Genomic DNA, 16,203 nt, shown 5'->3' with positions numbered 1-16,203 from the left:
AACCAGGTCGCGGTCGAGGCCGTGCGGTTACACCTTGACCCACGCGCGGTTCGTAGGTACCTTGCGGGCGTACGGGGAGTTCCGGGAAGAAGTTTCGCTGCAGGGATCGAGACCGCCGGGAGGGGCTGTGCGCCCGAACCGCGTTCTGCTCACGGTGCTGCTCCTCGGTACGTCCGTCGCCGGCACGGTCGCACCGGCGCAGGCCCACCCGGGCGACCAGGCCGACGCCTGGATCCGCCGCACGATCGCCGGCATGACGCCGGAGGAGAAGGTCGGCCAGCTCTTCGTCAACCACGTCTACGGCGCGACCGCCGACACCTCCGACGCCCGCAACGCCAGCACGTACGGCCCGGGCATCACCACGCCGGCCCAGGTGCTCGAGAAATACCACCTCGGCGGCGTCGCGTACTTCACCTGGTCGGCCAACATCGCCAACCCCCGCCAGGTCGCGGGGCTGTCCAACGGCCTGCAGCAGGCGGCGACCGCGACCGGCGCGGGTGTCCCGCTGCTGATCTCCACCGACCAGGAGACGGGCTACATCGTCCGGGTCGGCCCGCCGGCGACCGAGTGGCCCGGCAACATGGCGCTCGGCGCGACCCGCGACCCGGGCGCGGCGCTCCAGGCCGCCACCCTCGCCGGACGCGAGCTCTCGGCACTCGGCATCAACCAGGACTACGCGCCGGTGGCCGATGTCAACGTCGACCCCGCGAACCCCGTGATCGGCAACCGGTCCTACGGCGCCGACCCCTCGCTCGTCCGTACGTTCACCACCGCACAGGTCGTGGGGTACGAGCACGGCGCCGGCATCGCCGCCACCGCCAAGCACTTCCCGGGCCACGGCGACACCAAGATCGACAGCCACACCGGCATCCCGGTCATCGGCCACACCCGGGAGCAGTGGGAACGGATCGACGCGCCGCCGTTCAAGGCAGCGATCGCCGCCGGCATCGACTCGATCATGACCGGCCACCTGGTCTTCCCGGCGCTCGACCCGTCCGGCGACCCGGCCACGCTGTCGAAGCCGATCATGACGGGCATCCTGCGCGGCGAGCTCGGCTACGACGGTGTCGTCATCACCGATGCGCTCGGCATGCAGGGCGTACGCGACAAGTACGGCGACGACCGCGTGCCCGTCCTGGCCATCAACGCGGGCGTCGATCAGTTGCTGCGCCCGCCGGACTTCCCGCTGGCGTACGACTCCGTGCTCGCGGCCGTCAACAGCGGCGAGATCAGCCGGCAGCGGCTCAACCAGGCGCTGACCCGGATCCTGCGGCTCAAACGGCAGCTCGGCATCGTCGGCGACCCGTTTGTCGACGAGGGCCGTGCCGAGGCGTACGTCGGCAACCCGCGCAACCTCGCGATCGCCGACCAGATCACCGCCAGGACGACGACCGTGGTGAAGAACGACGCCGGCAGGCTGCCGATCGCCGCGGCGGGCAAGCAGATCCTCGTCACCGGCTACGGCGCGACGGCCACGCAGACCGTCGCCCAGGGGCTCGCGGACAGGGGTGCGACCGCGACCGCGTATGCCACCGGCTCCAGGCCGACCGACGCGAACATCGCCGAAGCCGTCGCCCGGGCCCAGACGCAGGACCTCGTCGTGGTGTCGACGATGCGCGCCTGGAACGACCAGGACGTCGACCCGCAGCGCCAGCAACGCAAGCTGGTCGCCGCGCTGCAGGCGACCGGCAGGCCGCTGGTCGTCGTCGCGACCGCCGAGCCGCACGACATCGCGTACCTGCCGGGCGTCGACACCTACGTCGCGACCTACGTCTACAACGCCGTCGGTATGCGCGCCCTCACCAAGGTCCTCGTCGGCGAGGTCAGAGCGCGTGGCCGGCTGCCGATCGCGATCGTCAGCGCCGACGATCCGAGCGTCACGCTGTACCCGTACGGATACCGAGCGAGCTGAGAGAAGCAGGACTGTGCCAATTCTGGAAGGCAACAGCATGCACACCACTACGCGCCGGAACGTGCTCGCCACCGCGGTCGCATCGGGCGCCGGCGTCGCGGCCGGTGCCGGCAGTGCTGTTTTCGCCGGCCCTGCCGAGGCCGGCGGCACGAGCCATCGGCTCCGGACGGGAGCCGAGGTCGCCGCGGCCTCGGGCTGGCGGATCCTCCGCGGCAGCAAGGTCGGCATCTTCTCCAACCCCACGGGCATCCTGCGCGACACCCGGCACATCGTCGACGACCTGGCCGCGCAGGAAGGGCTCGACATCGTCGGCGCGTTCGGGCCCGAGCACGGCTTCCGCGGCAGCGCGCAGGCCGGCGGGTCGGAAGGCGACACCGTCGATCCGCGGACGCAGATCCCGGTCTACGACGCCTACGGCGCCAACACGGAGAAGCTCGGGCAGTTGTTCACCAAGGCCGGCCTGGAGACCGTCGTCTTCGACATCCAGGACATCGGCGCGCGCTTCTACACCTACATCTGGACGCTCTACCGCGCGATGGCCGCCGCCGCGCCGCTCGGCCTGAAGTTCGTGGTGCTCGACCGGCCGAACCCGATCGGCGGTGCGGCCGACGGGGCGATGATGACGTCCGCGTTCACCAGCGGCGTCGGCCTGAAGGAGATCGTGCAGCAGCACGGCATGACGGTCGGCGAGCTCGCGCGCTTCTACAACGGCGAGTTCCTGCCCGCCGAGGTCGGCACGCAGGTCGAGCTGGAGGTCGTACGCGTGGAGGGCTGGCAGCCCGGCCAGCGCGCGCAGGACCTCGGGCTGCCGTTCGTACCTCCGTCACCGAACATCCCGACCGCCGACTCCGCGGCGGTGTACGCCGGAACCTGCTGGTTCGAGGGCACGAACCTGTCGGAGGGCCGCGGCACGACGCGTCCGTTCGAGCTGATCGGAGCGCCCTACCTGGACTACCACTGGGGCGACCGGCTGAACGAGCTCGGGCTGCCCGGCGTGGAGTTCCGTGAGGCGTACTTCGTGCCGACGTTCAACAAGTACGTCAACGAGACCTGCGCGGGCGTCCAGCTGCACATCAGCGACCTGCACCGCTTCCAGCCCGTGCCGACGGCGGCCGCGATGCTGATCGAGGCCAAGCGCTACGAGCAGTTCCAGTGGCGGTACGACACCTACGACCCGCAGCGGCCGTACTGGATCGACAAGCTTTCCGGCTCGCCGCGGCTGCGCACGATGATCGACGCCGGCGCCGGCCTGGACGACGTCGTCGGTGCCTGGGAGGACGAGGTACGCGCCTTCCAGCGGCAGCGCCGCCCCTACCTGCTCTACCGGAGATGAGCTGATGAACAGGTTCGTTAGAGGTCTCGCAGGTCTTGCCGTGCTGGCCGCCGCGCTGTCGGGGACTCCGGCGGGCGCGACCGAACGTCCGGCGAGGCATGATCGTGGCTTCGACGAGCCGTACACCGGGTTCGCGCCGAACACACGGCTGCGGCCCTCGACACCGCGGGAGGCGGGTCTGCGCACCGAAGAGATCGACGCGATGCTGACCGAGCTCAGAGGCTTCATGCAGCCTCAGGGCACGGCCAGGCCGCTGTACCCCGGCGCGGTCGTCCTGGTCGGGCACGACGGCAAGATCCCCGTGCACGAGGCGATGGGCTACGCCGTGAAGTACGCCGACGCCGAAGGCACCGAGCTGCCGCCCGACCAGCAGGTCGCGATGCGGCGCGACACCATCTTCGACATGGCGTCCGTGACCAAGCTGTTCACGTCGATCGTCGTGATGCAGCAGGTCGAACGCGGACTGATCGACCTGAACGCGCCAGTCGCGTCGTACCTGCCCGAGTTCGCCGCCAACGGCAAGCAGGCCGTGACCGTACGCCAGTTGCTGACCCACACGTCCGGGCTGCCGTCGTGGCTGCCGCTGTGGCGCGACTGGCCGGACAAGGCGGCGAGAGTCAAAGCCACGTTGGAAGTCGTGCCGTCGGCACCGCCGGACACCCGCTACACCTACTCCGACCTCAACCTCATCACGCTCGGCGTGCTGGCCGAGCACGTTACCGGCGAGCCGCTGGAAGCCCTTGTCGGCAAGGGAATCACCGAGCCGCTCGGGATGCGCGACACCGGCTTCAACCCGCCGGCCGCCAAGCTGGACCGGATCGCGGCGACGGAGTACGAAGCGAACCCGCCACGCGGCATGGTGCGTGGCAGCGTGCACGACGAGAACGCCTGGTCGTTCGGCGGAGTCGCCGGGCACGCCGGAATCTTCTCCACCGCAAGCGATCTGGCGATCCTGTGCCAGACGGTCCTCAACGGCGGGCGTTACGGCAGTGCCCGGATCCTCCAGCCGGACACGGTCGAGCAGATGCTGACCGACTACAACGAAGCGTTCCCGACGCACGCCCACGGGCTCGGCTTCGAGCTCAGCCAGCGGTTCTACATGGGCGGGCTCACCGCGCCGCAGACCGCGGGGCACACCGGCTTCACCGGTACCTCGGTCGTGATCGACCCGTTGTCGCGCAGCTTCGTGATCTTGCTTACCAACCGCGTCCACCCCAACCGTGCCTGGAGCAGCGTGAACGCGGCACGGCGGGTCGCCACCCAGCGCGTCGCGCAGGCGCTCGACGTCACGCCACAGCGCGGGCACACGGCCTGGTTCGCCGGCCGGCAGGACGCATCGACGGCCACGTTGACGCTTCCGGTCGAGCTGCGTTCCTCGCGGACCCGCCTCGGGTTCGACCTGTTCGTCGACTCCGAGGAGACCGACACACTCTCGCTCGAGCTCTCCCGCGACGGGGGAGCGACGTGGGACGCGGTGCCGTTCATCTGCTGGAGCCGCGGAAAGGTCAGTTCGTATGACGGCACGATCTCCGGATTCGCCGGCCGCCGTTGGCAGCAAGCGTTCGCGGAGCTCGACGAACCGCCCGGTGACGTGCTCGTTCGCTGGCGCTACGTCACCGATCCCGTCTATCAGGGCAGGGGAATCTACGTGGACGACATCCGGCTGGGTGACCGATCGGGAACGCTGTTCGACGGGGAGAAGCACCCGGAACGATTCGTGACCGCCGGGTGGACCCAAAGTGTCCGGTGAATACCGGCCCCAGTTGGCCCCAAACGTAAACAAAGTAAGTTACTTTCTCACTATGCCGAAGACTTCGAAGGTTCCTGGACCCGCGCAGGCCACAGCCGCCGCCGATCCGGTAGCGGAGGGTGTCGTCATCCGTATCCGCGCGCTCGCACCTTCGCTCTCGCCGGCTGAGCAGAGGGTCGCCGGCATCGTGCTGGAGGACCCTGCCCAGGCGGCGAACCGCACCATCACCGAGCTGGCCCGCGCGGCCGGAACGTCGGAGACGACGGTCATCCGGTTCTGCAAGGCGCTCGGCCTGGCCGGCTATCCCGAGTTGCGCCTGCGGCTGGCCGCCGAGTCGGCGCGGGAGTCGGTACGCACCGGCGACCGGGCTCGCGTGGTCGGCAGCGACATCGGCCCCGACGACACGATGGAGCAGGTCGTCGAGAAGATCGCGTTCGCCGACTCGCGCGCGGTCGAGGAGACCGCCCGGCAGCTCGACATCGCCGAGCTCGAACGGGTCGTCGAGCTGCTGTCCGAAGCCCGCCGGACCGAGATCTACGGCGTCGGCGCCAGCGGCTTCGTCGCGATGGACTTCCAGCAGAAGCTGCACCGGATCCGGCGGCTGGCGTTCGCCTGGGGCGACACGCACGTCGCGCTGGCCAGCGTCGCGCTGGTCGGGCCGGGCGACGTGGCGCTCGGCATCTCGCACACCGGTGCGACCTCGGAGACGATCGAGTTCCTGTCGGTGGCCAAGGACCGGGGTGCCACGACGGTGGCGCTGACCAACTTCCCGCGCTCGCCGATCGCGAACGTCGCCGACCACGTGATCACGACTGCCGCGCGCGAGACGACGTTCCGTTCCGGGGCGACGGCCAGCCGGATCGCGCAGCTGACGGCGATCGACGCGCTGTTCGTGGGCATCGCGCGGCGGCACTACCAAGAAACGCTCGACGCACTCGAGGTCACCTACGACGCGGTGAGCGGGAGGCGAGTGTCGGCGCCCCGAGGGCGGCATTGATGTCCGAACCGATAGCTGGCGGTAGCGGGGGTGGTGAGGGCGTGGACAGCGTGGATGGCGTTGGCAGAGTGGATGGCGTCGGCGGTGTAGACGGCGCGGCCGGTGCGGCCGGCAAGCCGATCGTGCGGGTCGTGTCCCCCACGGAGGCGCGCAACCCGCGGACGCGGGCTCTCGACCGGGTGCCGACGCTCGAGGTGCTCCAGCTGATCAACGACGAGGACCAGCGGGTCGCCGCCTGCGTACGATCGGTGCTCCCGGAGCTCTCGACGGCCGTCGATCTGGCTGTGGCGGCCCTTCGGCGGGGCGACAAGGTGCACTACGTCGGCGCGGGCACCTCCGGCCGGCTGGGCATCCTGGACGCGGCCGAACTGCTGCCGACGTTCGCGGTGCCGCCGGACTGGTTCATCGCGCACATGGCGGGCGGGCCGTCGGCGTTGCTACGTGCGATCGAGGACGCCGAGGACGACGCCGAGTCGGGCGGCCGCGAGATCAGGGAGTCGGTCAAGCCCGGCGACGTGGTGGTGGGACTCGCCGCGAGCGGACGCACACCGTACGTCGCGGGCGCGCTGCGGGCGGCCCGGGCGATCGGAGCGTCGACGGCGCTGGTGACGGCCAACCCCCTGACACCGCTGGGCGGCGAGGTCGACGTGTTCATCGCGGTCGACACCGGGCCGGAGGTGCTGGCCGGGTCGACCCGGATGAAGGCCGGCACGGCGCAGAAGCTGGTGCTGAACGCGTTCTCGACCGCGGTGATGGTGCGGCTCGGGCGGACGTACTCCAATCTCATGGTCGACGTGGTGGCGACCAACGCGAAGCTCCGCGGGCGGATGCTCGGCATCCTGCGCGAGGCGACGGGACTGCCGGAGGACGTGTGCGCGGAGGCGCTGACGGCGGCCGACGGGGAGCTGAAGACCGCGCTGGTGTCGTTGCTGGGCGAGGTGACGCCCGAGCAGGCGCGGGCGGCGCTGGCGGAGTCCGGCGGGCACGCGCACCTGGCGATCCGCGAGCTGTCCGAGAGCGCCTGACCGGGCTGCTGGACGAGGCGCTCGCGGGCCCTCGACCAAGCCGCCGGACAGGCCTCCGACGGGGTGCTGACCGACCCTTGATCGGTCGCTCGTTTCCCCGGCCGTTGTCGGTGGTCGCACGTAGGATTGCAGCATGCATCCCACACCCGCACACGCCCAGGCATTACGCCCCCGCTGACACGCTTCCGTGTGCGTACTTTGCTCCAAAACCGCAGGTGAGCTGCGGCATTTGGTGGGAATGTTGTCGAATAGGCACTGCAGACCAGTCCGTTCGACTTGCCTCGGGAGCGTGAACCGATCATGGTGGATAAGTCAGGCGCGTCCAACCCGCGATCGGACGCGCCCCGAAAGAGGGGGAGCCCTCCCGTGCAAGCGATCTGGAAAGGTTCGGTCACCTTCGGCCTGGTAACGATCCCGGTCAAGGTGTACGCCGCCACGCAGGAGAAGGACATCTCGTTCCGCCAGGTGCACGTCGAGGACGGCGGGCGGATCAGGTATCGCCGGATCTGCGAGCTCGACGGCGAAGAAGTTCCGTACTCCGACATCGCCAAAGGGCACGAGCTGCCTGACGGCCAGATGGTGGTGCTCACGGCCGACGACCTCGCGGAGCTGCCGCTCCCGAGCAAGCACACCGTCGAGGTGCTGGAGTTCGTCGGCTCCGACGAGATCGACCCGATCTACGTCTCGAAGAGCTACTACCTCCAGGCCGACGGGCCTGGCCAGAAGCCTTACGTCCTGTTGCGTGAGGCATTGGTCAAGACGGAGCAGGTCGCCGTCGTCAAGGTGGCCCTGCGCAACCGTGAGTCGCTCGGCCTGGTGCGGCCGATGGACGGTCTGCTGATCCTGCAGACCCTGCTCTGGCCCGACGAAGTACGCGACGCCACGTTCGCGACTCCGCCGGAGGACGTCGAGGTCCGTCCGCAGGAGATCGCGATGGCCGAGTCGTACATCCAGACCCTGGAGACGACGTTCGAGCCGGACCGCTACCACGACGAATACCGCGCCGCGCTCGAGGAGCTGGTGCAGGCCAAGTCGGCGGGTGTCGAGCTGCAGACGGTCGAGGCGGAAGGCCCGGCCGGCCAGGTCGTCGACCTGATGACGGCGCTGCAGGCCAGCGTCGAGGCGGCCAAGCGGCAGCGTGCGGAGCGTGACGAGGCAGAATCCGAGCAGGAGAAACCCAAGCCGGCTGCGAAGAAGACGCCCAAAAAGCAGGCTCGCAAGTCGGCGTGACTCCCAAGTCGGTCGAGCGCGCGCAAGAAGCCGCCCGTCCGCGGACCTCACGGTCCTCGGACCGTGGCGAAACTGAGCACCGTCGACCGCGAAAAGGGAATCTGGCCACGAGCTTAGGAGCAACGTCGGGATGGATGCCGTAACCCGCACCCCCTTACCCTTCAACGAGCCCGTCAAGACCTACGCGCCCGGCACCCATGAGCGCGCGAGTCTTTCGGCCAGGCTGGCCGAGCTGTCCGCCGAGCAGGTCGAGCTCACCGCCACCATCGGCGGTGAGCAGCGGATGGGCTCGGGCCAGCCGGTCGAGGTCCTGATGCCGCACGACCACCACCACGTCCTGGGTACCTTCCGGCACTCGCTGGAGTCCGACGCGTCCGACGCGATCGCCGCGGCAGCGGCGGCCGCGCCGGCGTGGCGGGCACTGTCGTTCGACGACCGCGCGGCGATCTTCCTGCGCGCGGCCGACCTGGCGGCCGGGCCGTGGCGCGACACGTTGAACGCCTCGACGATGCTGGGGCAGGGCAAGACCGTCCAGCAGGCCGAGATCGACGCGGCTTGCGAGCTGATCGACTTCCTGCGGTTCAACGTCGCGTTCGCACGGCAGATCCTGTCGGAGCAGCCGCTGTCGTCGCCGGGCGTGTGGAACCGCACCGACTACCGCCCGCTCGAGGGCTTCGTCTACGCCATCACGCCGTTCAACTTCACGGCGATCGCGGCCAACCTGCCCTGCGCTCCGGCCATGCTCGGCAACGTCGTGCTGTGGAAGCCGTCGCCGACGCAGATGCTGTCGGCTCACTACACCATGCGCCTGCTGGAGGCGGCCGGCCTGCCGCCAGGCGTGATCAACCTGCTGCCCGGCGACGGGATCGCGGTGTCCAACGTCGCTCTGGCGTCGCCCGCGTTGGCGGGCATCCACTTCACCGGCTCGACGGCGACGTTCCGGCACCTGTGGCGCACGGTCGGCGACAACCTCGACCGGCTGCGAACCTACCCCCGGATCGTCGGCGAGACCGGCGGCAAGGACTTCATCCTGGCGCACCCGTCGGCGTCGCCTGAGGTGTTGCGAACGGCGATGGTGCGGGGCGCGTTCGAATACTCCGGGCAGAAGTGCTCGGCGGCCTCGCGGGCCTACGTGCCGCGCAGCGTGTGGTCGCGGATGGGATCGGACCTGATCGACGAGGTCTCGTCGCTGTCGATGGGCGACCCCGCCGACTTCACGCACTTCATGGGCGCCGTGATCGACGACCGCGCGTTCGCCAAGCACGCGAAGGCCCTCGACCGCGCGGCCCACACCTCGTCGATCGAGGTCGCGGCCGGCGGAACCTGCGACGACAGCGTGGGCTACTTCGTCCGCCCGACAGTGCTGGTGGGCAGCGACCCGTCGGACGAGATCTTCACCACGGAATACTTCGGCCCGATCCTCTCGGTCCACGTCTTCGACGACTCCGCCCTCGACTCCGTGGTGTCCCAGATGGAATCGGCCGCACCGTACGCCCTCACCGGCGCCGTCATCGCCGACGACCGCGCGGCAGCCTCCGCCCTGAGCGACCGCCTCCGGTACGCGGCCGGCAACTTCTACATCAACGACAAACCGACCGGCGCCGTGGTGGGCCAACAGCCCTTCGGCGGTGCGCGAGCCAGCGGCACCAACGACAAGGCCGGCTCGCCGTGGAACCTCATCCGCTGGCTGTCGCCCCGCTCCCTGAAGGAGACCTTCGTAGCGCCAACGGACTACCGCTACCCCCACATGGGCTGACGGGCCGGCTGGCCTCCCGGGTCACCCGACGCGCCGCCGGCAGGGGAACGCAGTTTGTCGGGCAGCGGACCGGTGACCCGGGTAAAGGCTTCGCCTCAGTGCTCCAACCGCCCGCGTAAGGGCAGATCGGCGGTGAGCCAGGCGAGCAGCGCGTCGTGGCTGCCGGCCGCGCGAAGGATTCGAAGCCGCATCAGCCGGTCAGCTCAGGCGACGCGGACGGAGGACGAGCGCTGCGAGGGCACTGCGCCCTCGAGGTCGAGCGTGGGGTCGACGAACAGGGCCGCACCACAAACCGTGCAGGCCCACTCCTCGGCGTCGCTGCGGCGCTCGTCGAGGGTGAGAACGTGCTCGAACACCTGCGGCGATCCGCAGGTCACGCATTCGTACGTGGTCGTTTCAGTCATCAAGGCACCTCCGGACAGTCGTCCTGTTCCCCTGCCTCAGGTTCGACAGTGGCAGGAAGCACCGTACGGTGTCGCGCCGACACGCCGGTCCGAGCGCAGGCAAAGCCTCAGCCAAGCCTCAGCCAAGCCTCAGCGCCGAAGCCACTCCTGCCCGAGCTCCTTCATCCCGTCGATCCCGGCGATCACGGCCGGCTGCGCGGCCTCCTCGATCTTGCGCCCGATCAACGGCACCGACGCCTTGAGCTGGGCGTCAACGACCTGCTGGGTGCCGTTCCCGCCCAGCGACAGCGTGATCGTCCCCTTCAGCGTGACCGGCGCGTTCGCCACCACGACCTCGATCCGCCCGCCTCGCGAGCGATCGCCCTCCGGCTGCTCCCACGTGATCGTCTCGGTCAGCTCGATGGTGTTGCCGACCAGCTTGCGCAGGAAGTCGGGCACCTCGGCCGGCAGGCTCTGCCGCACCTTCGAGGTGGCCGTGCCCGCGTTGAACGTCACATCGACGTCGTACGACAGCGCATGTGAAGCCTCGGCCCGGCGCCGCAGGAAGTCTTCGTCGACCAGCATCGCGAAGACGGCCTCCGGGTCGGCGGCGTACGTGGTTTCCCGGTGAAGATCCATGGGCAAATCCAAACACGGTCCGGCGGCGGACATCTGCCAAGACACAGACTAAGGTCGGATGAGGTTGCACGAAGTGGTGCGACTCCGGCGTGACCGCGCGTCTCGCCGGACGAGCTCATGCGGGGCAAGAGGACTATGCCTATTTCAGGGCCGGAGACAGGGCCGGATTCGGTGCCGGGGTCTGGAACGACCGCCAGCACATGGGACGACACGAAGGACGCGATCCTCGCCGACGCGGCGAAGGTCGCCGAGCACAGCCGATCGGCTGGCGCACTGGCGGTCGGACAAGTCGAGGCCCTGCTGACGGAGTACTACCGTCACGTAGCCGCCGATGATCTGACCAAGCGAGATCCCGTCGACATCTACGGCGCCGCTCGCAGCCACTACCGCCTCGCCCAGCACCGTCCGCAGGGCACTGCCTCCGTCCGGGTCTTCACCCCCACGGTCGAGGAGCACGGCTGGTCCACCAGCCACACCGTCGCCGAGGTCGTCACCGACGACATGCCGTTCCTCGTCGACTCCGTGACGATGGAGCTGTCGCGGCAGAACCGCGGCATCCACCTCGTGGTCCACCCGCAGATCGTGGTGCGCCGCGACCTCACCGGCAAGCTGATCGAGGTGCTCGGCGGCCTCGACCGCCGGCCCGACCCGGACGGCGAGCCCCAGCCCGACGTGATCAAGGAGTCCTGGATCCACGTCGAGATCGACCGCGAGTCCGAGCCGGCCGATCTCGAGGCGATCGCCGGTGACCTCCGCCGCGTGCTCAGCGACGTACGCGAGGCCGTCGAGGACTGGCCCAAGATGCGCCAGCAGGCGCTCGACATCGTGGGAGAGCTCGCCGACCCGCCGACGGGCCTGCCCGACGCCGAGATCGCCGAGGCTCGCGAGCTGCTCAACTGGCTCGCCACCGACCACTTCACGTTCGTCGGCTACCGGGCATACTCCCTCGAGCACACCGGCAAGGGCGACGTGCTGCGCGCGATCCCCGGCACCGGCCTCGGCGTCCTGCGCGCCGACCAGCAGACGCCGAAGGCGATCAGCAGGCTTCCCGAAGAGGTGCAGGCCAAGGCTCGCGAGAAGAAGCTGCTGATCCTCACCAAGGCCAACTCCCGTTCGACCATCCACCGTCCGGCCTACCTCGACTACATCGGCATCAAGGCGTTCGACGCCGAGGGCAACGTCGTCGGCGAGCGGCGGTTCCTCGGCCTGTTCACCTCGGCCGCCTACACCGAAAGCCTGCAACGGATCCCGGTGTTGCGCCGCAAGGCCGAAGAGGTGCTGCGTGCGTCCGGCTTCGAGGCCGACAGCCACTCCGGCAAGTCGCTGCTCGACCTGCTCGAGACGTACCCACGCGACGAGCTCTTCCAGGTCTCGGTCGCGGAGCTGCTGCCGACCGCGCTGTCGGTCCTCTACCTCCAGGAGCGCCGCCAGCTGCGGCTGTTCGTCCGCCGCGACGACTACGCCCGTTACGTCTCCGCGCTGGTCTACCTCCCGCGCGACCGCTTCGCCACCGAGGTACGCCTGAAGCTGCAGAAGCTGCTGCTGAAGGCCTACGGCGGCGAGAGCATCGACTGGACGCTGCGCTTCTCCGAGTCGGTGCTGGCCCGGCTGCACTTCGTCGTTCGCGTACCCAAGGGCAAGCCGATCCCCGAGATCGACGTCGAGGAGCTCGAACGCGCGCTGGCCGAGTCGACCCGCAGCTGGTACGACGACTTCGCGGAGGCACTGGTCGACCAGGTGGGCGAGGAAGAGGCGGCCCGGCTGCGGGCGCGCTACGCCGACGCGTTCCCCGCGGCCTACAAGGACGACTTCCCGCCGCGCATCGCCGTCGCCGACCTGCGCCGGCTGGAGGAGCTCGCTCCCGACGGCGACTTCGCGCTCTCGCTCTACGAGCCGGTCGACGCCGGACCCGGCGAGCGCCGGTTCAAGATCTTCCGGACCGGATCGGCGCTGTCACTGTCGACCGTGCTGCCGCGGCTGGCCCGGATGGGCGTCGAGGTGGTCGACGAGCGGCCGTACGAAATCGTCCGCCGCGACGGCACACCCGCGTGGATCTACGACTTCGGGCTCCACTACGACACCGAGTCCAGCGTCCCGTTCCACCAGGTGCGGACACACTTCCAGGACGCGTTCGCCGCCGTGTGGGCCGGCCGGGCCGAGAGCGACGGCTTCAACGGGCTCGTGCTGCGCGCCGGCATGACCTGGCGGCACGCGATGATCCTGCGTGCGTACGCGAAATACCTCCGCCAGACCGGCACGATCTTCGGCCAGAGCTACATCGAGGACGCGCTCTGCGCCAACGTCGAGCTGGCCCGGCTGCTGGTCGAGCTGTTCGAGACCAGGTTCGATCCCGCGCTCACGGCCAGCGACGAGACGCGGGAGGCGCGCGGCAACGAGGTCGTCGAACGCATCGAGAACGCGCTCGACAGCGTGGCGAGCCTCGACCAGGACCGGATCGTTCGCTCGTTCCTCACGCTGATCCGCTCGACGTTGCGTACCAACTACTACCAGCCGAACGAGGCCGGCGAGCACAAGTCGTACGTCTCGTTCAAGTTCGACCCGCGCGCCAACCCCGAGCTGCCCGAGCCGCGGCCCATGTACGAGATCTGGGTCTACTCTCCGCAGGTCGAGGGCGTGCACCTGCGGTTCGGGCCGGTCGCGCGTGGTGGGCTGCGCTGGTCCGACCGCCGGGAGGACTTCCGCACCGAAGTGCTGGGCCTGGCCAAGGCGCAGATGGTCAAGAACGCCGTGATCGTGCCGGTCGGCGCGAAGGGCGGCTTCTACGCCAAGCGGCTGCCCGACCCGTCGGATCGCGAAGCCTGGCTGGCCGAAGGCGTGTCGGCGTACAAGACGTTCATCTCGGGGATGCTCGACATCACCGACAACCTCAACCACGGCGACGTCGTGCCGCCACGGCAGGTCGTCCGGCACGACGGCGACGACACCTACCTCGTGGTCGCGGCCGACAAGGGGACGGCCTCGTTCTCCGACATCGCCAACGAGGTCGCGAAGTCGTACGGCTTCTGGCTCGGTGACGCGTTCGCCTCCGGTGGGTCGGAAGGCTACGACCACAAGGCGATGGGCATCACCGCGCGCGGTGCGTGGGAGTCGGTCAAGCGGCACTTCCGCGAGCTGGGCCGCAACTGCCAGACCGAGGACTTCACGGTCGTCGGCGTCGGCGACATGTCGGGTGACGTGTTCGGCAACGGCATGTTGCTGTCGCCGCGCATTCTCCTGGTCGCGGCGTTCGACCATCGGCACATCTTCCTCGATCCGTCGCCCAGCGCCGAGACGTCGTACTCCGAACGCAAGCGGCTGTTCGAGCTGCCGCGGTCGAGCTGGGCCGACTACAACACCTCGCTCATCTCCGCCGGCGGCGGCGTCTATCCGCGTACGGCCAAGGCGATCGCGATCACGCCCGAGGTGCGGGAGGCGCTCGGGATCGAGGGCAACGTGCGGCGGCTGACGCCGAGCGAGCTGATCCGGGCGATCCTGCAGGCGCCGGTCGACCTGCTGTGGAACGGCGGCATCGGCACCTACGTCAAGGCTGCTTCGGAATCCAACGCGGACGTGGGCGACAAGGCCAACGACAGCGTGCGGGTCAACGGCGCCGATCTCCGGGTGAAGGCGGTCGGTGAGGGCGGCAACCTCGGCCTGACACAGCTGGGGCGGATCGAGTACGCCTCCGCGGGCGGGCGGATCACGACCGACTTCATCGACAACTCCGCCGGTGTCGACTGCTCCGACCACGAGGTCAACATCAAGGTGTTGCTCGACCAGCAGGTGCGCGACGGCGACCTGACCGCGAAGCAGCGCGCGGAGCTGCTGTCGGCGATGACTGATGAGGTCGCCGACCTGGTGCTGCGCAACAACTACGCGCAGAACATCGCGCTGCAGAACGCCATGGCGGCGGCGCCGGCGCTGATGCACGTACACGCGGAGTGGATCCGGCGGCTGGAGAAGCTCGGGCTCATCGACCGGGAGCTGGAGTTCCTGCCCAACCCGCGGCAGCTGCGTGAGCGGCAGGCGCAGGGGCAGGGCTTCACAGCGCCGGAGCTCGCGGTGCTGCTGGCGTACACCAAGATCGTGCTGGAGTCGGAGCTGCTGCAGTCCGACCTGCCGGACGAGCCTTACCTGCTGGCCGACCTGCTGGAATACTTCCCGGAGCCGATGCGGGAGCGCTTCTCGCAGCAGATCAAGGGACATCCTCTGCGGCGCGAGATCATCGCGACGGAGGCGGTCAACCGGATGGTCAACGTCGCTGGGACGTCCTACTACCACCGGCTGTCGCTCGAGACCGGTGCCTCGGCGGCCGACCTGGCGCGGGCGCACACGGTGGCGCGGCGGATCTTCGGCATCGACGAGGTGGTCGCTGCCGTCAATGGGCTCGATCATCAGATCGACGCGGCGGTTCAGGTGCGGATGCGGCTGGAGACCCGGACGATCGCCGAGCGGGCGTCGCGGTGGCTGATCCAGAACCGCCGTTCGCCTTTGGACATGGCCGGCACGGTGTCGTTCTTCGCCGACGACCTCTCCAAGCTGATCACGACGCTGCCGGAGGTCCTGGTGGGGCGCGAGCTGGCGCTGTACGAGGACCGGCTCGCGTCGCTGCTGCAGCAGGGCGTGCCCGACGAGCTGGCGATGCGGGTGGCGGTGCACCAGCCCGCGTACGCCGGACTCGGAATCGTGGAGACCTCCCGGCGCACGGACGACCCGCTGCTCGATGTGGCGCGGGTGCACTTCACGCTGGGGGAGCGGCTCGAGCTCGGGCGGCTGCTGGAACGGATCCTCGCCCTACCCCGCGAGGACCGGTGGCAGACCACGGCGCGCGCCGCCCTGCGGGACGACCTGCACAGCGTGCACGCCCAGCTCACGTTCAACGTCCTGACCGCCAGCCAGGCAGGCGGCTCCAACGCCGAAGAACGCGTGGCGAAATGGGAAGCCCACGACTCGGGCCTGGTCGAACGCACCCGCCTCACCCTCAAAGAAATCGTCGACGGCGACGTCGCCGACCTCGCGCGGCTCTCGGTGGGCCTCCAGGTGGTGCGCCGCCTGCTACCCGCCGGCAGCTGACCCCGGAGGACGCGAATGACCACGTTAACCACGTAATTGGCTGGTTAACCACGCCCCGGGACGTGGCGAAGCACCCACTGGCGTGGCGAACCACCCCAGCGCGGG

10 protein-coding genes are annotated in these 16,203 nt (G+C 69.5%); 8 read left to right on the top strand and 2 right to left on the bottom strand.

Annotated elements, in window-relative coordinates:
* The first annotated feature begins 127 nt into the window (after window positions 1-127).
* The 7 genes from ACYVF6_RS03480 (at window position 128) to pruA (ending at window position 10,003) form a co-directional block, all read left to right on the top strand.
* A complete protein-coding gene (locus ACYVF6_RS03480) occupies window positions 128-1,912 on the top strand; it encodes a glycoside hydrolase family 3 protein (RefSeq protein WP_460515627.1) in 1,785 nt (594 codons plus the stop codon).
* Between the two features lie 37 nt (window positions 1,913-1,949).
* Window positions 1,950-3,245: an exo-beta-N-acetylmuramidase NamZ family protein gene (locus ACYVF6_RS03475; RefSeq protein ID WP_460515625.1), complete on the top strand. Its 1,296-nt coding sequence runs from the start codon at window positions 1,950-1,952 to the stop codon at window positions 3,243-3,245.
* 4 nt (window positions 3,246-3,249) lie between these two features.
* Window positions 3,250-4,995 (top strand): serine hydrolase domain-containing protein, encoded by a 1,746-nt coding sequence (locus ACYVF6_RS03470; RefSeq protein ID WP_460515624.1) that lies wholly within the window; start codon window positions 3,250-3,252, stop codon window positions 4,993-4,995.
* 52 nt (window positions 4,996-5,047) lie between these two features.
* A complete protein-coding gene (locus ACYVF6_RS03465) occupies window positions 5,048-5,992 on the top strand; it encodes a MurR/RpiR family transcriptional regulator (RefSeq protein WP_460515622.1) in 945 nt (314 codons plus the stop codon).
* A gap of 119 nt (window positions 5,993-6,111) precedes the next feature.
* Complete coding sequence (gene murQ / locus ACYVF6_RS03460; RefSeq protein ID WP_460515674.1) at window positions 6,112-7,017, top strand: N-acetylmuramic acid 6-phosphate etherase; 906 nt, start codon at window positions 6,112-6,114, stop codon at window positions 7,015-7,017.
* A gap of 366 nt (window positions 7,018-7,383) precedes the next feature.
* Window positions 7,384-8,247 carry a Ku protein gene (gene ku / locus ACYVF6_RS03455; protein ID WP_460515620.1) on the top strand — a complete coding sequence of 288 codons (864 nt, stop codon included), beginning with the start codon at window positions 7,384-7,386 and terminating at the stop codon, window positions 8,245-8,247.
* Window positions 8,248-8,377: 130 nt separating this feature from the next.
* Window positions 8,378-10,003, top strand: a complete 1,626-nt coding sequence (pruA, locus tag ACYVF6_RS03450; protein ID WP_460515618.1) for an L-glutamate gamma-semialdehyde dehydrogenase — start codon at window positions 8,378-8,380, stop codon at window positions 10,001-10,003.
* Window positions 10,004-10,206: 203 nt separating this feature from the next.
* On the opposite strand, the gene ACYVF6_RS03445 is transcribed toward pruA, so the two are convergent.
* Both ACYVF6_RS03445 and ACYVF6_RS03440 read right to left on the bottom strand, forming a co-directional pair.
* Window positions 10,207-10,407, bottom strand: a complete 201-nt coding sequence (locus ACYVF6_RS03445; protein WP_460515616.1) for a hypothetical protein — start codon at window positions 10,405-10,407, stop codon at window positions 10,207-10,209.
* A gap of 129 nt (window positions 10,408-10,536) precedes the next feature.
* On the bottom strand, window positions 10,537-11,025 hold the full coding sequence (locus ACYVF6_RS03440) for a DUF2505 domain-containing protein (RefSeq protein WP_460515614.1): 489 nt from the start codon (window positions 11,023-11,025) through the stop codon (window positions 10,537-10,539).
* Between the two features lie 171 nt (window positions 11,026-11,196).
* Here ACYVF6_RS03440 and ACYVF6_RS03435 point away from each other — a divergent pair, with 171 nt between their 5' ends.
* Window positions 11,197-16,098 carry an NAD-glutamate dehydrogenase gene (locus ACYVF6_RS03435; protein WP_460515612.1) on the top strand — a complete coding sequence of 1,634 codons (4,902 nt, stop codon included), beginning with the start codon at window positions 11,197-11,199 and terminating at the stop codon, window positions 16,096-16,098.
* The last annotated feature ends 105 nt before the right edge of the window (window positions 16,099-16,203 follow it).

It is taken from the genome of Flindersiella endophytica, assembly GCF_054779015.1.
Note: the sequence above shows the minus strand (reverse complement) of the source record. Positions and strands in the feature narration are given on the sequence as shown.